This is a genomic window from Sphingomonas ginsengisoli An et al. 2013, assembly GCF_009363895.1.
Lineage (GTDB): Bacteria > Pseudomonadota > Alphaproteobacteria > Sphingomonadales > Sphingomonadaceae > Sphingomicrobium > Sphingomicrobium ginsengisoli.
The window spans coordinates 475,130-495,513 of record NZ_CP045434.1 but is presented as its reverse complement, the minus strand read 5'-3'; the positions used below and the strand labels follow the sequence as shown (position 1 = coordinate 495,513).

General features: G+C 68.8%; 20 protein-coding genes. 5 read left to right on the top strand and 15 right to left on the bottom strand.

Annotated elements, in window-relative coordinates; translation table 11 throughout:
- Positions 1 to 227: 227 nt before the first annotated feature.
- From folP to GCU42_RS02355, 10 genes are all read right to left on the bottom strand, one after another.
- Positions 228 to 1,295, bottom strand: a complete 1,068-nt coding sequence (folP, locus tag GCU42_RS02400) for a dihydropteroate synthase (RefSeq protein ID WP_114228013.1) — start codon at positions 1,293 to 1,295, stop codon at positions 228 to 230.
- Between the two features lie 100 nt (positions 1,296 to 1,395).
- Positions 1,396 to 2,520, bottom strand: coding sequence for a site-specific DNA-methyltransferase (locus GCU42_RS02395; protein WP_114228014.1), 1,125 nt, complete (start codon positions 2,518 to 2,520; stop codon positions 1,396 to 1,398).
- 198 nt (positions 2,521 to 2,718) lie between these two features.
- Complete coding sequence (locus tag GCU42_RS02390; RefSeq protein ID WP_152569423.1) at positions 2,719 to 3,054, bottom strand: hypothetical protein; 336 nt, start codon at positions 3,052 to 3,054, stop codon at positions 2,719 to 2,721.
- Positions 3,051 to 3,680, bottom strand: a complete 630-nt coding sequence (locus tag GCU42_RS02385; protein ID WP_240309485.1) for a ribonuclease HII — start codon at positions 3,678 to 3,680, stop codon at positions 3,051 to 3,053. Before GCU42_RS02385 ends, GCU42_RS02390 begins: the two co-directional genes overlap by 4 nt.
- Before the next feature lie 5 nt (positions 3,681 to 3,685).
- Positions 3,686 to 4,942, bottom strand: coding sequence for a bifunctional hydroxymethylpyrimidine kinase/phosphomethylpyrimidine kinase (gene thiD, locus GCU42_RS02380; RefSeq protein WP_240309486.1), 1,257 nt, complete (start codon positions 4,940 to 4,942; stop codon positions 3,686 to 3,688).
- Between the two features lie 96 nt (positions 4,943 to 5,038).
- Entirely contained in the window at positions 5,039 to 6,379 is a 1,341-nt protein-coding gene (glmM, locus tag GCU42_RS02375; RefSeq protein WP_114228017.1) for a phosphoglucosamine mutase, read from the bottom strand.
- 23 nt (positions 6,380 to 6,402) lie between these two features.
- Entirely contained in the window at positions 6,403 to 7,059 is a 657-nt protein-coding gene (locus GCU42_RS02370; RefSeq protein WP_114228371.1) for an NnrU family protein, read from the bottom strand.
- Between the two features lie 5 nt (positions 7,060 to 7,064).
- Entirely contained in the window at positions 7,065 to 8,471 is a 1,407-nt protein-coding gene (locus tag GCU42_RS02365) for an amidohydrolase family protein (RefSeq protein ID WP_114228018.1), read from the bottom strand.
- A complete protein-coding gene (locus GCU42_RS02360) occupies positions 8,468 to 9,865 on the bottom strand; it encodes an amidohydrolase (protein WP_114228019.1) in 1,398 nt (465 codons plus the stop codon). The genes GCU42_RS02365 and GCU42_RS02360 overlap by 4 nt, the downstream gene beginning before the upstream one ends.
- A gap of 24 nt (positions 9,866 to 9,889) precedes the next feature.
- Complete coding sequence (locus GCU42_RS02355; protein WP_240309516.1) at positions 9,890 to 11,659, bottom strand: peptide MFS transporter; 1,770 nt, start codon at positions 11,657 to 11,659, stop codon at positions 9,890 to 9,892.
- 152 nt (positions 11,660 to 11,811) lie between these two features.
- Between GCU42_RS02355 and GCU42_RS02350 the strand changes: the two genes are divergently transcribed.
- Complete coding sequence (locus GCU42_RS02350) at positions 11,812 to 12,399, top strand: nitroreductase family protein (RefSeq protein WP_114228021.1); 588 nt, start codon at positions 11,812 to 11,814, stop codon at positions 12,397 to 12,399.
- A 50-nt stretch (positions 12,400 to 12,449) separates the two neighbouring features.
- Positions 12,450 to 12,800: a GntR family transcriptional regulator gene (locus GCU42_RS02345; RefSeq protein ID WP_114228022.1), complete on the top strand. Its 351-nt coding sequence runs from the start codon at positions 12,450 to 12,452 to the stop codon at positions 12,798 to 12,800.
- On the opposite strand, the gene GCU42_RS02340 is transcribed toward GCU42_RS02345, so the two are convergent.
- A complete protein-coding gene (locus tag GCU42_RS02340; RefSeq protein ID WP_114228023.1) occupies positions 12,797 to 14,473 on the bottom strand; it encodes an acyl-CoA dehydrogenase family protein in 1,677 nt (558 codons plus the stop codon). The two genes, GCU42_RS02345 and GCU42_RS02340, sit on opposite strands and share 4 nt — an antisense overlap.
- Before the next feature lie 45 nt (positions 14,474 to 14,518).
- On the opposite strand from GCU42_RS02340, the gene GCU42_RS02335 reads away from it, so the two are divergent.
- The gene (locus tag GCU42_RS02335; protein ID WP_205214989.1) at positions 14,519 to 15,436 is read left to right on the top strand and encodes an L-threonylcarbamoyladenylate synthase; all 918 of its coding nucleotides are present in this window, start codon (positions 14,519 to 14,521) and stop codon (positions 15,434 to 15,436) included.
- On the opposite strand, the gene msrA is transcribed toward GCU42_RS02335, so the two are convergent.
- Complete coding sequence (gene msrA, locus GCU42_RS02330; protein WP_114228024.1) at positions 15,433 to 15,984, bottom strand: peptide-methionine (S)-S-oxide reductase MsrA; 552 nt, start codon at positions 15,982 to 15,984, stop codon at positions 15,433 to 15,435. The genes GCU42_RS02335 and msrA overlap by 4 nt on opposite strands.
- 55 nt (positions 15,985 to 16,039) lie before the next feature.
- Positions 16,040 to 16,738 carry a PilZ domain-containing protein gene (locus GCU42_RS02325; protein ID WP_162789245.1) on the bottom strand — a complete coding sequence of 233 codons (699 nt, stop codon included), beginning with the start codon at positions 16,736 to 16,738 and terminating at the stop codon, positions 16,040 to 16,042.
- A gap of 149 nt (positions 16,739 to 16,887) precedes the next feature.
- Here GCU42_RS02325 and GCU42_RS02320 point away from each other — a divergent pair, with 149 nt between their 5' ends.
- Both GCU42_RS02320 and GCU42_RS02315 read left to right on the top strand, forming a co-directional pair.
- Positions 16,888 to 17,277 (top strand): response regulator, encoded by a 390-nt coding sequence (locus GCU42_RS02320; protein WP_162789247.1) that lies wholly within the window; start codon positions 16,888 to 16,890, stop codon positions 17,275 to 17,277.
- A complete protein-coding gene (locus GCU42_RS02315; RefSeq protein ID WP_114228027.1) occupies positions 17,274 to 18,125 on the top strand; it encodes an EAL domain-containing protein in 852 nt (283 codons plus the stop codon). Before GCU42_RS02320 ends, GCU42_RS02315 begins: the two co-directional genes overlap by 4 nt.
- On the opposite strand, the gene GCU42_RS02310 is transcribed toward GCU42_RS02315, so the two are convergent.
- Together GCU42_RS02310 and GCU42_RS02305 are read right to left on the bottom strand one after the other, a co-directional pair.
- Positions 18,122 to 19,276, bottom strand: a complete 1,155-nt coding sequence (locus tag GCU42_RS02310; RefSeq protein ID WP_114228028.1) for an aminotransferase — start codon at positions 19,274 to 19,276, stop codon at positions 18,122 to 18,124. The genes GCU42_RS02315 and GCU42_RS02310 overlap by 4 nt on opposite strands.
- The gene (locus GCU42_RS02305) at positions 19,273 to 20,364 is read right to left on the bottom strand and encodes a CaiB/BaiF CoA transferase family protein (protein WP_114228029.1); all 1,092 of its coding nucleotides are present in this window, start codon (positions 20,362 to 20,364) and stop codon (positions 19,273 to 19,275) included. The genes GCU42_RS02310 and GCU42_RS02305 overlap by 4 nt, the downstream gene beginning before the upstream one ends.
- Positions 20,365 to 20,384 lie beyond the last annotated feature (20 nt).

Here is a 20,384-nt window from a genome sequence, read left to right as displayed (position 1 = left end):
GTCGCGCAAATGCGCCACCCCACGCAATTGCGTGGTGACAAGCAACCTGATTTGGATCAGCTTCCCATCACCAAGCGGGCGATCCGGCCAAGAGCCAGATTGTCCGGGAGGCTGCCGGGACGGTCAGGGCCGTTCGGTGGGCAGGCAACACTCCAAAGGGGGCTGACGAGCAATCGTCACGCGGACGCCCGGGTCTCTCCAGAGATCCGGGCGTTTGCTTGTGCAGCTCAGCGGCGCGGCGTCAGCGCCTGATCGTGCAAGCCGCGCCAGACCCGTAGCGCCTGGACCGTCTCGAAGACGTCGTGGACGCGGAGCAGCTGCACCCCCTGCTCGGCCGCCTTGATCGCCAGCGCGATGCTGCCGCCGAGACGGCGGTCAGCGGGGGCTTCGTTGTGGAGCGCGCCAATGGTGCGCTTGCGGCTGGCGCCGACCAGCAGCGGGCAGCCGAGGCCGTGGAAGGCGGTCAGCTCGTTCATCAGCTCAAGATTGTGCGCGACGGTCTTGGCGAAGCCGATGCCCGGATCGAGGATGAGATTGGCGCGGGCAATGCCGGCGGCCTCGACCGCGGCGATCCGCTCGGCGAGCCACAGCCAGACTTCGACCAGCGCGCCGCGCGGGTATGACGGATTGTCCTGCATCGTCTCGGGACGGCCCTGGTGGTGCATCAGCACGGTCGGGACCTTGGCGGCGGCGAGCACTTCGGGAGCGCGATGGTCCCAGGTCAGCGCCGAGACGTCATTGACGAGGCGGGCGCCGGCGGCGAGCGCGGCCTCCATCACCACCGCCTTGCGGGTGTCAGCCGAGACCGCCACGCCGCCCGCCGCCAGCGCGCGGACCACGGGCTCGATCCGGCCAATCTCGTCGCCTTCCCAGACGGGCTTGGCGCCGGGGCGCGTGCTCTCGCCGCCGACGTCGATCATCGCCGCGCCCTGCTCGGCCATGGTGAAGCCGGCCGAGGTGGCGGCCGCGGGATCGGCGTTCTTGCCGCCGTCGGAGAAGCTGTCGGGCGTTACGTTGAGGATGCCGACCACCTGCGGCTGGTCGAGCCGGATCGTGCGCTCGCCCAGCTGCATGGGCGCGCGCGGGGCGGTGATCGCCGCCCACTGCGCGGCGGTGTCGTCATCGAGGTGACGATCGAGGTCGGCGACCGGGACGAGCTCGGCCGGGCCGCCGTCGACCGGAATGAATTCGACCGCCGTAAACCACAGCATCCCCCCGGCAAGGCGCGCAACCTTGCCGTCATGGCCGAAGGGCGCGTCGACGAAAGCGGTGGGGCGGAGGATGGTTCGGGTCATGGCTCAACCGTCATTGCGAGGACCGAAGCGACGAAGCAATCCATCGGCAGGCTCAGGGCGCACGTAATGGATTGCTTCGCTACGCTCGCAATGACGAAAATTACTCCAGCCCCGCCAGATGCTCCTGCCGCAGCGTGTCGAGCGGGACCAGCCGGCCCTGCCGCTCGACGTGCCAGAAGGTCCAGCCGTTGCAGCTCGGCGCCTTGTTAAGCCCGGCGCCGACCTTGTGGATCGAGCCGGTATGCGGCCCACACGACAGCGAGCCGTCGGCACGGACGGCGGCTTTCCACCGCCGCTTGGCGTCGCTCAGCACGGTGCCGGGCGCAATCATCCCGCTCTCGACCAACAGGCCGAAGGCGACGCGCGGCTGGCTGCGCTTGTCGGGCACCGTCTCCATCGCGCTCTCGTCGAGCGGCAAGGTGGCGTGGATCCGCTCGCGGGCGACCGCGACATAGCTGTCCTCGCGCTCGATTCCGATCCAGCGGCGGCCCAGGCGGCGGGCGACCGCGCCAGTGGTGCCGGTGCCGAAGAAAGGGTCGAGCACCGTGTCGCCCGGCTTGGTGCAGGCGAGCAGCACGCGGTAGAGCAAGCTCTCGGGCTTCTGCGTCGGGTGCGCCTTGTGGCCGTCGTCGTCCTTGAGCCGCTCGAACCCCGAGCATATCGGCAGCACCCAGTCGGAGCGCATCTGCAGGTCGTCGTTGAGCGCCTTCATCGCGCGATAATTGAAGGTGTATTTCGCCTCGGCGTCCTTGGCGCACCAGATCAGCGTTTCATGCGCGTTGGTGAAGCGGGTGCCGCGGAAATTGGGCATCGGGTTGGCCTTGCGCCAGACGATGTCGTTCAGGACCCAGTAGCCGAGGTCCTGGAGCGCGGTGCCGACGCGGAAGATGTTGTGGTAGCTGCCGATCACCCATAGCGACCCGTCGTCCTTGAGCACGCGGCGCGCCTCGGCCAGCCAGGCGCGGGTGAAGGCATCGTAGGCGGCGAAGCTGGTGAACTGGTCCCATTCGTTGTCGACCGCGTCGACCCGCCCGCCCTCGGGCCGGAACAGGTCGCCGCCGAGCTGGAGGTTGTAGGGCGGATCGGCGAAGATCATGTCGACCGACTTGGCCGGCAGCTTCTTCAATTCCTCGACGCAGTCGCCCTGGATGAGGTGGCCGTCCTCGAAGACCGGCGCCTTGCGCACGCGTTCCTTGACCGGCCGGACTGGCAGAACGAGATTCATGGATAGCACCCCCGGAGTGGAGCCTATGCTGAGTCCGACCGGACTCGCGGTCAATCGGGAAAGGGTTAACGGTGCTTGCCGAGCGCCGAGAACGGAACGAGTCCGCAACGTTTGCGGCACAAGATGTTGAGTCTGTGAGGTTCCGCTGGACTCAACCGGCTGTGGTGTGGCGCGGAGGACTCGTCTCCGCTGTTTCGATCAAATCGGACGTGCGATGACACTTCGCACTCGTCTCAACCGGACGTGCTGCATGTGTCCAGCGACATATATTTCGCGAGCGCATACGAAGAAGTCGCCCCAGTAATCCTCTTTGGGCCAAGCGTTGCGCATTGAGAAGCGGATATCCGGCACGTCTTCGTCGTCGTCGCGTAAATTGATGATGTGCCGGGTGCCGGACACCGTGATCCGCCTGATGCCCGCACCGTTCCAGAATGCGAAACGCCCTCGAACCCATTCGCATTGTCCAGCACGCGTTGGGAAGCGTGGCGGTGCGGCCGGCATTGCCGCAAGGACGATTGCCGCGAGTGCAATCATTCCGCCGCAATCGCGAACGGCATCTCATGCAGCGCCACCGCCTCGCGGACGAGGGCGAAGCTGCGGCGGTGAAGCGGGGTCGGGCCGAGGTCACGGAGCGCGCGGCGGTGGTCGGGGGTCGGGTAGCCGCGGTTGGTCTCCCAGCCGTAGCCTGGGTGCGCTTCGGCGTGGGCGGCCATGATCCGGTCGCGCGTGACCTTGGCGACGATCGAGGCGGCGGCGATCGAGCGGCACTTGGCGTCGCCGGCGACCACCGCAACGCTCGGCCGGGTCCAGCGCGGGGAGCGGTTGCCGTCGACCATCACCATCTTTGGCTCGAAGCCGAGCGCCTCAACCGCGCGGGTCATCGCCAGCATCCGCGCCCAGTAGATGTTGAGCGCGTCGATCTCCTCGACGCTGCAGATGCCGACGCCGAAGCGCGCCTGGACGGTCAGCCGGGCGTAGATTGCCTCGCGGGTGGCGAGGTCGAGCTTCTTGCTGTCGTCGATCCCGCGCGGGAAGCGCTCGCGGTCGAGCACCACGGCGGCGGCGACCACCGGCCCCGCCAGCGGGGCGCAGCCGGCCTCGTCCACGCCGGCCAGCGGCATGGGGTGATCACGCTCGAGCTTGAAACAGGGTCGGGCCACGACGCCTAGGGTAGGACGGCGCGCTTGACCTCGAAAGAGTCGAATGCGGGCGCCGGGCTCGGCTCGTCGCTTTTCGCCGGCGCTTCCTCGGCCTCGAGCCGCCACGGCGGATAGCGGCGATGCTCCCCCGCCTTGTAGAGGAAGACGATGTTGCCCGACGGGTCGCGCAGCCGTGCCTCGCGCCACATCCACGGCTGGTTGCGCGGGCCGTGCTCGAACGGCAGGCCCTGGCGAGCGAGCTGCTCGACCCGAGTGTCGAGATCGTCGCATTCGAGGTAGATGGCGGTGGTCGGCCCCATCTCCTCCTCGGGGTCGATCTGAATCGACAGCGTGCCCCCGCCCCAGCTCTCGAAGCGGGCGTAGCCATTTTCGGGGCTGTCGACGATTTGCTTGAGGCCGAGCCGGGCGTAGAAGGCGACCGACTTGGCGTAATCCTTGCCGGTCAGCGTGACCTGGTTGAGGCGCGGGCCGCCACCGACATCAAGTCGGACGCGCTGGTGGCCCATCGGCCCGGCGCCCTGCCCCAGCCCCGGCGCTTCGTAGAGCGCCATGCGGACGAATTCGCGCGCGGTGGCGATGGCGCCGGCGAGGTCATTGCCCTCGGCCAGCCCGACCGCGATCGCGCTGGCCAGCGTGCAGCCGGTGCCGTGGGTGTGCGGCGTGTCGATCCGGCTGCCCTGCCAGCTGGTGATATTGTCTTCCTCGATCAGCGCGTCGGCGAGCGCGTCGCCCTCGTCATGCCCGCCCTTGATCATCACCGCACAGCCGTGCGCCCCGACCAGCGCCAGCGCGGCCTCGACCGGGTCTTCCTTGCCGGTCAGGCGCTGCAGCTCGGGCAGATTGGGGGTGGCGATGGTGGCGATGTCCATCAGCCGATTGAAGGCGGCGACGGTGGCGTCGTCGGCGAGCGCCGCGCCGCTGGTCGCGACCATCACCGGATCGAAGACGATCGGCACGCGCGGTTCGAGCTGCTCAAGGCGGTCGGCGACGACATGCGCGGTGAAGGCCGAGCCGATCATCCCGATCTTGATGGCGTCGACACCGAGGTCGTCGATCACCGCGTCGATCTGCGCCAGCACGATTTCGGCCGGGACCGGATGCACCGCGGTAACGCCGAGCGTGTTCTGCGCGGTGATGGCGGTGATCGCGGTCATCGCATGGCCGCCGAGCATGGTGACGGTCTTGATATCCGCCTGCACGCCCGCGCCGCCCCCGCTGTCGGAGCCCGCGATGATCAGGATGCGGGGGGTGGTGTTCGACATGGTTCCCGTCATTGCGAGCCGCAGGCGAAGCAATCCATTGCTGCGCTCATCGAGGCACTGGATTGCTTCGCTACGCTCGCAATGACGAACATAGCGTTAAGCAGCCGCTTGGCGCACCGCGTCGCAGATGCGGTCGACGACGGCGTGGACCTGCCCCTCGTCGTCGCCTTCGGCCATCACGCGAATGAGCGGCTCGGTGCCCGACTTGCGGATGACGAGGCGGCCGCGGCCGGCGAGCTCGGCCTCCGCGTCGGCGATGACCGCCTTGACCGCGGCGTCGTCGAGCGGCGCGCCGGACTTGAAGCGGACATTCTTGAGGAGCTGCGGCACCGGCTCGAACTGGTTGAGCAGCTCGCTCGCCGACTTGCCCTGCCCGACCATCGCCGCGAGGATCTGGAGGCCCGCGACGAGGCCGTCGCCGGTGGTGCTGTGGTCGGTCAGGATGATGTGGCCCGACTGCTCCCCGCCGACGTTGCAGCCGGTCGCGCGCATCGCTTCGAGCACGTAGCGGTCGCCGACCTTGGTGCGGTCGAGGCGGAGGCCCTCGGCCTGAAGCTTCCGCTCGAGCCCCAGATTGCTCATCACCGTGGCGACCACCGCCCCGCCCTTCAGCTGGCCGCGACGGTGCTGGTCCAATGCGATCAGCGCCATCAGCTGGTCGCCGTCGATCACCTTGCCGGTCTCGTCGACCACGATCAGCCGGTCGGCGTCGCCATCGAGCGCCAACCCGATGTCGGCGCCACTGGCGACCACCGTTTCCTGAAGAAGCTGCGGGTGGGTCGAACCGCATTCGTCGTTGATGTTGGTGCCGTTGGGCGAGACGCCGAGCGGGATGACGTCGGCGCCCAGTTCCCACAGCGCATCGGGGGCGACGTGGTAGGCGGCGCCGTTGGCGCAATCGACCACGATCTTGAGCCCGTCGAGCCGAAGGTCCTCAGGAAAGGTGTTCTTGGCGAAGTGGACGTAGCGGCCGCGCGCGTCCTCGATCCGCTTGGCGCGGCCGATGGCCTTGGGCTCGGCGCGGATGGGGTCGCCCTCGAGCATCGCCTCGATCTCGAGCTCGTCCTCGTCGCTGAGCTTGTAGCCGTCGGGGCCGAACAGCTTGATGCCATTGTCGGCGAAGGGATTGTGGCTGGCCGAGATCATCACGCCGAGGTCGGCGCGCATCGAGCGGGTCAGCATCGCCACGGCGGGGGTCGGCATCGGGCCGAGCAGGACGACGTCCATGCCGACGCTGGTGAAGCCCGCGACCAGCGCCGATTCCATCATGTAGCCCGACAGGCGGGTGTCCTTGCCGATCACCACTCGGTGGCGGTGGTCGCCGCGGAGGAAGCGCGCGCCGGCGGCCTGACCGACCTTGAGTGCGATCTCCACCGTCATCGGCAGGGTGTTGGTGAGGCCGCGGATCCCGTCCGTGCCGAAATATTTGCGGGTCATCGGGCGCTCCTACCGCGCCAGCGTCAGCCTATCCAGCGCCAGATGCCGACGGGGATTGGGTGGAGCCAGGTCGCCAGCAGGAACAGTGCGACGCCGCCGAGCAAAGCGGTCCAGCCCGGTGCGGCGAGTCCGCGCCCGAAGGGCAAGTAGCTGGTCTGCGCCTCCCACTCGGCCCAGCGTTCGCCGAGCAGCGCCTTCTTCTTGGCATCCTGCCCGGCGGCGCCGCCCAGCGCGAGGATGAGGATGGCGAGCGCGACGATCATCGCCGGACGCTGCGGATTCACCAGCAGATGGGCGATCGCCCACAATGCGAAGCTCCACATCATCGGGTGGCGAGTGATGCGGAAGACGCCATGCGGCGGCGGGATCGCGGCCTTGGGGTTGGCCAGCGTCTCGATCGCGGGGTTCTTCACGAACGAGCCGACCAGCAGGATCGACGCGAACAGCATCAGCAGCGCGGCGATGCCCCAGGCGAGGTCCGACGGTTCCCACAGCCAGTCAACCCCGCCGGCGCTGCGCCGCGCCAGGATCAGCGGGATGAAGGTGGCGAAGGAGACGGCGCTGTAGGCGGCGACGAAGCCGCGCGGGCCGAGGCGGCGGACCAGCGGCGCGCGCAGCGGGTGCGACATGACGAGATGCGTGCCGACGAACAGAACCGCGAAGAGGAAGATGGCCCCCATCGCGCTCACCGCCGATAAGCCGGCGGGAGAACGCCGGGCGTCAGGTCCTGGTAGCGTTCGCGCAGGCGGGTCTGGCGGGTAACCAGCGGCTGCTCGACCCCATCGATCAGCACCGTCTCGGCCGCCGCCACATTGTCGAGCGGATCGGCCGACCAGATGACGACGTCGCCGTGGCGGCCGGGCTGGAGGCTGCCGATCTCACCGCCCACGCCGACCGCTTCGGCGGGCCGGCTGGTGATCAGCGCCAGCGCCTCGCCCCAACTCACCCCCACCGCGCCGGGCAGCCGGCCAAGCGCGACCAGGTTGCCGGCATATTGGCGGGCGCGGAACGCCATGCGGGTGTCGTCGTCGTTGACGGTCCCGATCGCGACCTTGACCCCGGCAGCGCGCATCCGGCCGATGTTGCTCTGCGTCGCGGCGATGCTCTCGAAGGCGGCGGGCAGGTCGGACAATGCCGAGGCGATCACCGGGATTCCGCTGCGGGCGAGCTCGGGGGCGACGGTCCAGCCCTCGTCGGCGCCGACCAGCACCAGCTTGAGCCGCGGGAACTCGCGACCCAGCGCGATCACCTGGCGGATGTCGGCGGCGCGCTCGGCGTGGATCATCAGGATCTGCCGACCCTGCAGCACCGGCACCAGCGCCGCGGCGTCGAAGCGGGTCAGCAGGACGTCCTGGCTGCGACGGGCGTCGTAGAGGCGTGATTCGTTGGGGTTGCGGACGACCGGCTGGCTGTCGGGCGAAATCGGATTGCGGGTGACTGCCGCGGCCGGGATGCCGCGACCAAGCTCGGCCGCTTCGCGCAGCGCGTTGCGGAGGAGGACGTGGGCCGCGGCGCGCGAGCCGCCCGCCTGCTCGGCCCCCTGCTCGCCCAGCTCGACATATTGGAACAGCCGGGCGCGGGTGACCGGATCGACATCGGCGGCGGTGTCGATCAGCGCGCCCTGGCCGGCAAAGATGCTCTTGCCGACGCCGGGCGCGACGATCGCGCGGGTGACCCCATCGGCGCGGTTGACCGCCACCGGCTGGGCATTGGGATTGATCGCCGGGGCGATGTCGAGCGCGGCGCTGAACGGGCCGTCGCTGCTGATGTCGGTCGCTTGCTCGACCCCGTCGACGTCGGTCAGGCCGAGGCGCGAGAAGCCGGCGACGATTCCCGGAGTGACCCACTTGCCGGTGGCGTCGATGACGCGCGCGCCGGCGGGCACCGCGACGCTCGCGCCGGCGGCGACCACCCGGCCGTCACGGACGACGACGGTGCCGTTGGGGATCGGGGCCGAGCCGTCACCGATGGCGATAGTTCCGCGGACGATGGCGATGGTCTCGGCCGACGCCTTGTAGCCGACGAGGACGCCGGCAAGGCCGCAGACGATCCCGGTGACGCCGAGCCAGGAGATGCGCTTGCGCTGGGTCATTTGACGTCTCCCTCGCCGGGCTGGCCGAGCTCGAAATCGCTGACCGGGCGCAGCCGTGGGTTGTTGGCGTCGTACATCAGCGCACCGTCGATCCATACGCGTTCGGGCCGCGTGTAGGTGCTGAACGGATTGCCGTTCCACAGCACGACGTCGGCCATCTTGCCCGGCGTCAGGCTGCCGGTCTTGTCGAAGATGTCGAGCGCCTTGGCGGGGTTGGCGCTAAGCCAGGTCCAGGCATGCTCCTCGCTGATCGGGATGCCGACGCGGCGGCCGGCGGCGATCGCCTTGCCGGCCTCTTGGTACAGGCGCTGGATGCCGTTGGGATCGTCGGAGTGAACGATAGCGCAGGCGCCGGCCCGGTCGACCAGCGCGATATTCTCGCGGATGGCGTCATAGGCTTCCATCTTGAAGCCGTACCAGTCGGCCCACATCGCCGCGCAAATGCCATTCTCACGCAGCAAGTCGGCGATCTTGTAGGCTTCGACCGCGTGGTGGAAGGCGGCGATCTTGTAGCCCATCTCGTGGCTGAGATCGATCATGATCGCCATCTCGTCGGCGCGGTAGCAGTGGTTCTGGACGAGGATTTTGCCCGCCAGCACGCCGCGCAGCGTGTCCATCGCGAGGTCGCGCTCGGGCATGTCGCCGCCCTTCGCCTCGTAATTGTCCCACTTGCGCTTGTAGGCCTGCGCGTTGAGCCAGGTCTGGCGGGTGACCGCGATGTTGCCCATCCGGGTCGAGGGCATCTGCCCCTTTGAGCCGTAGACGCGCTTGGGGTTCTCGCCGCAGGCCATCTTGAGGCCGTAGGGCGCGCCGGGGAACTTCATCCCCTGGACGGTGCGGGCGGGGACGTTCTTGAGCACCACCGAGCGGCCGCCGAACAAGTTGGCCGAGCCGGGCAGGATTTCGAGGGTGGTGACGCCGCCGTTGGCGAGCGCGCGGCTGAAGCCGGGGTCCTGCGGCCAGACACTATGCTCGGCCCAGACCTCGGGGCGGGCCGGCGCGGTCGCTTCGTTGCCGTCGTCGTGCGCGGCGACCGCCGGGCTCGGATAGTCGCCGAGGTGGCTGTGGATGTCGATGACGCCGGGGGTGACATATTTGCCGGCGGCGTCGACCACCATCGCGCCGGCCGGAGCCGACAGCCCGCGACCGACCGCCTGCACCCGGCCGTCGGCGATGAGCACATCGCCGCCGTCGATCCGCCCGCCCTGCCCGTCGAGCACCGTCGCGCCCTTAAGCAGGGTCGGGACGCCCGGATAGGCGCGGTAGGTCGAGGGATAGGGATCGTGGTTGAACTTGACCGGCGGCTCCTTCGCCGGGGTCGTCGCACAGCCGCTAAGCACCCCGGCGGCGAGCGCCGCCAGCAAGCCGAGGCCACTCGCCTTCAAAATCCCCATCGTGTCTTCCCTGTTTGACGACGCTTAGTTGACCCCGTGCATCCACTTCTTGAGCGGCCAGGAGAGCAGGAACAGCACCACGCCCGCCCCGATCGCGATCCAGGCGATGGTGCTGAAGGTGCCAGTGTAGGTGGCGAGGCTGTTCTTGAGGTTGGTGACCTGGCCGCCGACGGTCTCGACGCTGGCGAATTGCGCCACCACGCCCGCGACATATTGCGCGACCGAGATCGAGAGGAACCAGACGCCCATCATCAGCCCGACGATGCGGGCGATCGACAGCTTGGTGATCATCGAAAGGCCGACCGGCGAGATGCACAGCTCGGCGAGCGAATGGATCAGGTAGAGGCCGGCGAGCCACCACAGACCGACCTGGTAGTTGTTGCCCGCGCCGGCGAACTGCGCGCCAAACACCAGCAGCAGAAAGCCCGCGCCGACGCCCATCAGCGCGATCGCGAACTTGACCGGGATCGACGGCTCGAGCCCGCGCTTGGCGAGCCGCAGCCACAAGGCGCTCATCACCGGGGCGAGCAGGACGATGAACAGCGGGTTGAAGTTCTGGGTCTGCGGCGCCGACAGGTTGAACAGCCCGAACACCGAGCGGTCGGTGTTACGGTCGGCGAACAGGGTGAGCGAGGAGCCGGCCTGCTCGAACAGGGTCCAGAAGAAGACGTTGAAGACGATGAGGATCATCGCCGCGGTCATCATCTGCGCTTCCTGGCGGGTTCCCTTGGCGTAGGACCAGGCGAGGATGCCCGGCACCGCGACGATGAAGGTGCCGAACAGGAGCTTGCCCATCAGCGAGAGCGAGGCGAGGTAGCCGATGAAGCCCGAGCCGGGCGCCGCCGGCTGCGAGTTCATCAGATTCTGGAACAGGAACACCAGCACCGGTACCGCGACCGCCGCACCGATGTAGATGAGGATGTCGCGGTTGGGCGCATGGTCGGGGCGGTTGCCATATTCGCTGAGCAGCCCGCGATCGAATTGCACCAGCGCATAGCTGATCAGCATGCCGAAACCGGCGAGGCTCAGACCCGCCCACCAGCCGAGCCAGTCGGCGAGCAACGGACAGAAGAGCTGGCCGCCGATGCTGCCGAGGTTGATGCCCATGTAGAAGATGGTGAAACCCGAGTCGCGACGGCGGTCGCCGGTGGCGTAGAGCGCGCCGACGACGGTCGAGATGTTGGGCTTGAAGAAGCCGTTGCCGACCGAAATCAGCGACAGCGCGATGAGCATGATGGTGATGGTCAGCGGATCGCGCTCGGCGCCGGCCTCGAACTGGCCCTTGGGCAGGCGGCGCGCTTCCTGGCCGCCGTTCAGCAGCGAGACGCTGCCGTCGTCATTGCCGCGGATCTGCAGCTTCTGGTTGTCGACCACGACCGAGCGGACCTCGTCGGTGCGGCTGGTCGGGCGGTCGACGAAATTGTCGACCACCACCTCGTAGCGCTGGCCGTCGATGGTGGCATAGGGCTTGGCCGCGCTGCCGCCGAAGGCGAGCATGAAATAGCCCGCGGCCATCACCAACGCGCCGAACTTGATCGCGCGCTTGGAGCCGAGGAACTGGTCGGCGAGCAGGCCGCCGATCAGCGGCGTTAAGTACACCAGCGCGGTGTAGCCGCCGTAGAGGCCGGTCGCCTGGCTGTCGGTGAAGAGGAAATGCTTGGTCAGGTAGAGGGTCAGAAGCGCCCGCATGCCGTAATAGCCGAACCGCTCCCACATCTCGGTGGTGAACAGGCGCGCGAGCTGCCGCGGATGACCGAACCACCCCCCGTCGCTGCGCCCGACGTCCTCCGTCATGGGCGCGGTGGTGGTTTCGGGGCCGACGTTGACCATGCAGTTCCTCTTCCCTGGCGCGCTGACGAGCGCTGAATGGCGCGGCACCGTAACGGCCCAAATGCGTCTGCCAAGCACATTGTGACCGCCGGGCGGCGTCCCTATGTCCCCGGCGCATGCTCAACGACCGCTCTTCCGCCCTCGCGCTGCTCTCCACCCGGCGCTCGGGACGGCCGCGCGAGATGGTCGCGCCGGGCCCCTCCCCGGCTGAGCTCGCGCAGATCCTGTCGATCGCGATGCGGGTGCCCGACCATGGCAAGCTGGCGCCGTGGCGGTTCGTGATCGTCGAGCCGGAGCAGCGCGCGGCGCTGGCCGCGCTGCTGCACCGCGCGCTCGACGAGAATGACCCGGATGCCGGACCGGCGCACCACGCCAAGGCCGAGGAATTCGCGCACCAGGGAGAAGCGCTGGTGGTGATGCTCGCGGCCCCGGTCGCCGGGCATAAGGTGCCGGTGTGGGAGCAGGAACTGTCGGCCGGGGCGGCGGCGATGAACCTTTTGTTGGCGGCCCACGCGCTGGGTTACGTCGGGGGCTGGATCACCGGCTGGGCGAGCACCGACCCGACCGTCCGCGCGGCTTTCGCGCAGTCGGCCGACGAGCGGATCGTCGGTTTCTTCTTCCTCGGCAGCCCGGGAATTGCGCTGCAGGAGCGGCCCCGACCCGATCCGGCGAGCATCGTCCGAAGCTGGTCGCCGCCCGCCTGACGGACCGTCACCGACTTGCAATCTTCTCCGCCACGCTGTATTAGGACAGCATGACGCCGCGCACCGCCCATGAGAAACCGGTTTACGTCCGCCTGCGCGAGACGATCACCGACCGGATCTTGAGCGGGCAATATCGTGACGGGGGCTCGCTTCCCTCGGTCCGCGCCCTCGCCGCCGAGCAGGGCGCCAATCCGCTGACCGTGGCCAAGGCCTATCAGGGCTTTCAGGACGAGGGACTCGTTGTGGTCCGCCGCGGAGTGGGCATGTTCGTCGCCGAGGGCGCGCGCGCACGGCTGACCAGCAGTGAGCGCGAGGCGTTCGTCGCGCAGGAGTGGCCGGCGATCCGCGCGCGAATGCAGCAGCTCGGGATCGATCCGGTGGAACTGCTGGAGCGGAGCTAGGCGAGCGCTTCGGCCGGCACCGCGTAGAGCAGCTTCGCGCCCGCTTCGGCCCCGGCGGCCAGCCCGATCGCTTCGGGCACCACCACATCGATGAAGAAGCCGGCGGCGGCGCGCTTGACCTGCTCGAACGGCGTGTCGCCGACCGCCGCCTTGGCCTGACGCTCGAGCAGCCAGCCGGCGGTGAGGACCGCGCACATCGTCAGGAACGGATAGCTGCCGGCCAGCCGGTCGTCGGCCTCGGCCGCGCGAAGGGTCGCGGCGGCGACCTCGACTGCGTCGGCGAGCGCTTGGAGCGTCGGTGACTGCGTTTCGGCGCGGATGTCGGCGATGAGGCCGTCGAAGGCGAGGCCGCCGTCGAGGCCGAGCTTGCGGCCGACGAGATCGGCGGCCTGGATGCCGTTGGTGCCTTCGTAGATCGGGGCGATCCGCGCGTCGCGGAGGTGCTGGGCGGCGCCCGTCTCCTCGACATAGCCCATCCCGCCATGGACCTGGACGCCGAGGCTGGCGACGTCGCAGCCGACTTCGGTGCCCCACGCCTTGACCAGCGGGGTCAGCACGTCGGCGCGCAGCGCGGCCTGCGCATCGCCGCGATGCGCGCGGTCGACTTGGCCGAACGCGTAATAGGTCAGCGCGCGGGCGCCCATCGTGAGTGCGCGCATCCTGAGCAGCATCCGACGGACGTCGGGGTGCTCGGCGATGGCGACGGGCTCGCGGCTCGGGCCGCCGGCGCGGGCGGACTGGACGCGGCCCAGCGCGTAGTCGACCGCGCGCTGGGTGGCGCGCTCGGCGATGCCGACGCCTTGCAGACCGACGTTGAGGCGCGCGTTGTTCATCATGGTGAACATCGCCCGCATCCCGCCATGCTCGGGCCCGATCAGCCAGCCGGTTGCCCCGCCCTCGTCGCCATAAGCCATGACGCAGGTCGGCGAGGCGTGAATGCCGAGCTTGTGCTCGATCGACGCGCAACGGAGGTCGTTGCGGCTGCCGTCGGGGAGGATCTTGGGGACCAGAAACAGCGAGATGCCGCGGGTGCCGGCGGGCGCATCGGGCGTACGGGCGAGCACGAGATGAATGATGTTATCGGCGAGATCGTGGTCGCCGTAGGTGATGAAGATCTTGGTGCCGGTGATTGCCCACGAGCCGTCGCCGTTGGGCTCGGCGCGGGTCTTGAGCGCGCCGACATCGCTGCCCGCCTGCGGCTCGGTTAGGTTCATCGTCGCCGGCCATTCGCCCGAGACGATCCGCCCGAGATAGTCGGCCTTCTGGCTGTCTGAGCCGTGCGCCTGCAGCGCCTCGATCGCGCCCATGCTGAGCATCGGGCAGAGCGCGAAGGCAAGGTTGGCGGCGTTCAAATCCTCCATCACCGCCGCGCCGAGCGCCTGCGGCAGCCCCTGCCCGCCCGCTTCTTCGGGCGCCGAGATGGTCATCCAGCCGCCCTCGACGAAATGGCGGTACGCGCCATGGAAGCCCTGCGGCATGGCGACGCCTTCGGGCGACCATTTCGCCCCGACCTCGTCACCGACCCGGTTCAAGGGCTCTACTTCGCCCTCGGCATATTGCGCCGCGCCTTCGAGCACCGCGTCGACGATGTCGCTGTCGTTGGTGAGCTCGGCGATGCCGACGACGTGATCGAGGACGAAACGCTGTTCCTGGACGGGGCACCGGAAGGTCATCGCAATTCCTTGTGAGCTGGCAAGGATTGCCATAGCGGCGGGGCCATGAGCGGTGAAGTGACCGAAATACGGGTAGCGGATGCGGCGGGCATCGCGGCGGCGGCGGCGCTGATCCGCGCCGGCCAGCCGGTCGCGGTCCCGACCGAGACGGTCTACGGGCTCGCCGCCGACGCCACTCACGGCGAGGCGGTCGCGCGGATTTACGCGGCCAAGGGACGGCCGAGCTTCAACCCGCTGATCGTCCATGTGCCCGACATGGCTACGGCCGAGCGGCTTGGCGTATTTGGCGACGAGGCGCGGGCGCTGGCCGAGGCACACTGGCCGGGGCCGCTGACGCTGGTGGTGCCGCTTCGCGATGGTGCGCCGATTGCCGGGCTGGTGACAGCGGGCCTGCCCACGATCGCGCTGCGCGTCCCCGCCCACCCGGTGATGCAGGCGCTCCTGCGAGCGGTCGACCGGCCCCTTGCCGCGCCGTCCGCCAATGCGAGCGGGCGGATCAGTCCGACTACTGCGCAGCATGTGCTGGCGAGCCTCGACGGTCGGATCCCGCTGGTGCTCGACGGCGGCGCGACAACGCGCGGGCTGGAGAGCACTATCGTCGGCGCCACCGGCGATCGGTTACGGCTGCTCCGCCCCGGCCCGTTGCTCATTCCCGGCGCCGAGCCGGTCACTGGCGGCAGTATCGAGGCGCCCGGAATGCTGGCGAGCCATTATGCGCCGACCAAGCCGCTCCGCCTCGACGCCACTGACCGCCGCGAGGGCGAGTGGCTGATCGGTTTTGGCCCCGTCGCCGGCGACGACACACTCAGCGCAAGCGGCGACCTCGTCGAGGCCGCCGCGCGCCTGTTCGCCTGCCTCCACCATGCCGACGCCCAAGCAGCCGAGCGGATCGCCGTCGCCCCGATCCCGGACGACGGCCTCGGTGCCGCGATCAACGACCGGTTGCGCCGCGCCGCGGCCTAGGCGGTCGCGCCCGCCTGGCTCTTGAGGCGGTTCTGGAAGCTCTTGCGCAGCTTCTGCAGCTTGGGCGGAATAACCGCCATGCAATAGGGATTGCGCTGGCCTTCATTGGCCCAATAGTCCTGGTGATAATCCTCGGCCGGATACCAGTCGGTCAGCGGCTCGATGGTGGTGACGATCCGCCCGCCGTGATCCCCATTATGCTCGGCGATCTTGGCCCGGGCGATGTCGGCCTGCTCTTCGTCCAGCGGGAAGATGGCCGAGCGATATTGGGTGCCGATGTCGTTGCCCTGCCGGTTGAGCTGGGTCGGATCGTGCGTGGCGAAAAAGATGTCGAGCAGATCGCCGTAGCTGACCTGCGCCTCGTCGAACGTGATGCGGATCGCCTCGGCGTGACCGGTGTCGCCGCCGCACACCTGCTTGTAGGTCGGGTTGACGGTCTGCCCGCCGATGTAGCCGCTCTCGACGCTGCGCACGCCGACCACGTCGAGGAACACCGCCTCGGTGCACCAAAAGCAGCCGCCGGCCAGGATTGCTTGGCTTTCCGCCATGATTCTCATCTCCGCTTGAAGGTGACGGAGATGTAGGAAGCGCGGGCCGCCGAAACTAGCGGCTGGTGTGGACGGCCTTGAGGCTGGCGACCTCGAGACGCTTGCCGATCCACTCGGCTAGCTCGTCGAACCGCAGTTCCTCTTCAAACACGATGCCGGCGCGGCGGTCCGAATACCAGCGCACCTCGCCCTTCACCGGACGCAGGCTCTCGATCACCACGACGACCTTCTTGCCGAGGCAATATTCGTTGATCGGCTCGACTTTCATGCCGCCGAGCGAAATGTCGTGGACGTTGCAGGTGTAGAAGGTCTTGCCGACCTTGACCGAGGCGCGGCAGTCGACCTGCAGGCGTGGCGGGCGTGGGCGGAAGCCGTGGCGCGGTTTGCGCCCGGCGAGCAGCTCGCCGAGGTCGACATTCTGGTCGAACTTGATGCCGACAGTGCCTTTGCGGATCCAGACCACGCTGGAGGGAATTTTCTGGCCGGAGAATTCGAGCTCGACCGAGTCGCCGACCGGCGGCGATGCGCCGCACTCGGCCATCAGCCCGCCGGCCGAGACGTTGCGGATGCGGATAAGCTGCTCGCCGCCGACGCTGGTCAGCTTGCCGACCTGCAGCGTCGAGAGCACGCGATCCTCTTCACGCCGTTCGACCGGGCGCGGCACATTGGTGCTGAGCGAGAAGGTGGTCGACTCGAACGCCGCCTCTTCGCTTAGAGGTTTGCGGCCTTTGCGACGAATGAGGGAAACGAACACGGAACAATTCCCCTTGGACAGGCACTTTGAGGGGACAGCCTGCACTCCTCAGGGTTAAGAAGCCGTTTCAACTGTGATGCGTGACGATCGGTTTGACGAGCGCGGTCAAGCCAGCGCAAGGGAAGAGAAACTCAGGAGCAAGGATGATAATGGAGCGGCCGCGCCTGCTGCTGATCGACGACGAACCGGCGCTCGCGGCCTTCGTGGCCACGGCGGCGCAGGAATCGGGCTATCAGGCGTTCATCGGCACCAACGAGGAAGATTTCCGCCGCCAATATCATGAGCAGCGGCCAGATGCGGTCGCGCTCGACCTCGGTATGCCGGGGATGGACGGGGTCGAATTGCTGCGCTTCCTCGCGGGGGAGGAATTCAAGGGTCCGGTGCTGATCATCTCGGGCTTCGACCGGCGCGTGCTCGAGAGCGCGTTCCGGCTCGGCCAGGCGCTCGGCCTCCGGATGGTCGGACCGCTCGAGAAGCCGACCCGGCTCGAGGAACTCGAAGAGGTGCTCAAGGAGGTGCGACCGGCGCCCGCGCCATGACCAGCCGCAAGGATATTGCGCTGCTCGACGGGTTCGAGCGAGCCTTGCTCAATGGGCGGCTGGCGATGGCCTATCAGCCCAAGGTGGCGCTCGACGACGGGCGGCTGATCCGGGTCGAGGCGCTGGTCCGCTGGACCGATCCGCAGCTTGGCCAAGTCGCCCCCTCGCGCTTCGTCCCGCTGGCCGAGCGGCATGGCCTGATCGACCAGCTTACCCAGTGGGGCCTGCGGACGACGCTCCGCCAGTGGCTCGAGTGGCGCAACCACGGGCTCGACACCTCGATCGCTTTCAACATTTCGGCGCTGTCGCTCCAGCACCTCGATTTCCCTGACCTGGTCGAGCGGATGTGCCGCCACCTCCACGTCCCGACCGACCGGCTGGTGCTCGAGCTGACCGAGGGGGCGACCCAGCCGCTGGTCAAGCTGATGGACACGCTGACCCGCTTCCGGATCAAGGGGATCGGGCTGGCGATCGACGATTTCGGCACCGGCTATTCGACGCTGATGCAGTTGAAGCAATTGCCCTTTACCGACGTGAAGATCGACCGCCTGTTCGTATCGGACATGGTCCGCAGCAACGACAGCCGGGTGATCGTCAAGAGCGTGATCGACTTGGCGCACGGGCTGGGGCTGACCGCCACCGCCGAAGGGGTGGAGACCGCCGAGCAACTGGCGATGCTGCGCCAAATGGGGTGCGACACCGCACAAGGTTTCCTGATCGCGCAGCCGCTCAGCCCCGACGAGTTGCTGCCGTGGAACAGCCGGCACAAGCGGCGCTGGAAGCTGCTGGTCAGTCCGTCCAAGGACCCGATCGTGCGGCGGCGGATCGAGGCCGACGTCCGCGCCTAGCCGCGGGCGAGGTCGCGGGCCTTCGCCATGGCAGCGAGGCCGGCGGCGATCGTTTCATCGCGCTTGGCGAAGCAGAGCCTGACGAGGTTGGTTGCCGGCGCTTCCTCGTAGAAAGGCGAGAGCGGGATGACCGCGACCCCGGCCCGCTCCACCGCGAGAGTGGCGAAGGCCTGGTCGTCGAGCGCGATACCCGAGGCGGCGAGATCGACGCACTGGAAATAGGTCCCCTCGCTCGGCAGCAGAACGTAGCCGGCGGCGGCGAGGCCGTCCGCCAAGCGGTCGCGGGCGGCGGTGAAGGCGGCGCGCATCGGCGCGAGCCACTCGTCGTGCCCAAGGCCGACCGCGACCGCCGCCTGCAGATTGGGCGCGGTGGCGAAGGTCAGGAACTGGTGCGCCTTGGCCGCCAGCGCGGCGAGCTCGGGCGGAGCGACCAGCCAGCCGACCTTCCACCCGGTGAGCGAAAAGATCTTGCCCGCCGAGCCGCATTTGAGGGTGCGCGCGGCCATTCCGGGCAGCGAGGCGAAGGGCACAAAGGCGCGTCCCTCGGGGAGGACATGCTCCCACACCTCGTCGGAGAGGACGAGCAGGTCATGACGATCGGCGACGCGTGCGACGGCGGCAAGCTCGGCCGCGTCGAATAGCCGCCCCGTCGGATTATGCGGGTTGTTGAGGACGATCAGGCGGGTGCGTGGGCTGACCGCCGCCGCCAGCTCGCCCTCGTCGATCCGCCACTGCGGCGGCCGCAGCGCGACTTCGCGAATGACGCCGCCGGCCCGGCGGATGAGCGGCGCATAGGCGTCGTAGGCGGGGGCGATGACGATCGCCTCGTCGCCCGGCTCAAGCAATGCGAACAGCGCCGCCGCGATCGCCTCGGTGGCGCCACTGGTGACGAGGACGTTGTCAGCGGAGAGGTCGAGGCCCTGGTGGCGGGCGTAATGGTCGGCGACCGCCTGGCGCAGCGCCGGCAGACCGCGCGAGGGCGGATATTGATTGCTGCCGCGGGTCAGCAGGCGCGCGGCTTCGGCGACCAGCGGCTCGGGCCAGCCGAAATCGGGGAAGCCCTGGCCGAGGTTGACCGCTCCATGCGCCGCGGCGGCGAAGCTCATCCGTTCGAAGATGCTGACCGGCATGGCGGCGTAAAGCGGGTTCATCGCAGCACGCCCCGGGCCTCGAGGTCGGCAATCTCGGCCGCGCCCATCCCGAGCTCGGCGAGGATCGCGGCCCCATCCTCTCCCTCGCGCCGAGGCGGCCGTGGCGGGTCGGTCGGGGTGGTGGCGTAGCGCGGGGCGGGTCCGGGTTGGGTCACGCCACCGACCTTGATGAAGGTGCCGCGCGCCCGGTTGTGCGGATCGTCCGGCGCGTCGCCGAGGCCGAGCACGGGGCCGACGCAGGCATCGGTGCCGGCGAAGCGCTCGAGCCAGTCGGCGCGCGGGCGGCTTGCGAAGGCGGCGGCGATCTCGGCCTTGCTCGGCGCTCCAGCCAAGCCGAGGCCCTCGAACAGCGCGGCGCGGAATTGCGGCTCGAGCGCGCCGACGCTGACATGGCGGTCGTCGGCACAGGCGTAGCAGCCGTAGATCGGGTCGCCGCCATCGAGCAGGTTGGCGCCGCGCTCGTCGCGCCACATTCCGGCGGCGCGCAGCCCGAAGATGACGGCACCGGTCAGCGCCGCCCCGTCCGTCATCGCCGCGTCGATCACTTGTCCTGGGCCGCCGCGCTGAACGGCGAGCAAGGCGCTGACCATCCCGAAGGCGAGCATCAGCCCGCCCCCGGCGTAGTCGGCGACGAGATTGAGTGGCGGCATCGGGGGACGGTCGGCCGTGCCGATGCACGACAGCAGGCCGGTCAAACCGAGGTAATTGATGTCGTGACCGGCAGTCTGGGCGAGCGGCCCCTCCTGCCCCCATCCGGTGATCCGTCCGTAGACCAGCCGTGGATTGGCGGCGAGCAGCGCATCCGGCCCGAGCCCGAGCTTTTCCATCACGCCGGGGCGATAGCCTTCAATGAGCCCGTCGGCGCGCTCGGCGAGGCGGCGGACAATCGCCCGCCCCTCTTCCTGCTTGAGGTCGAGCGCGATGCTTTCGCGGTTGCGGGTCAGCGGATCGTTGGGGACGCTGAGGTTGCCCTGCCGCTCGACCCGGATCACCCGCGCGCCATGGTCGGCGAGCATCATCGCCGCGAATGGGCCGGGGCCAAGGCCGGCCAGCTCGACGATCGTCAGTCCTGCCAGCGGTCCGGCCATGTCCCTCTTCTCCCCCGCCG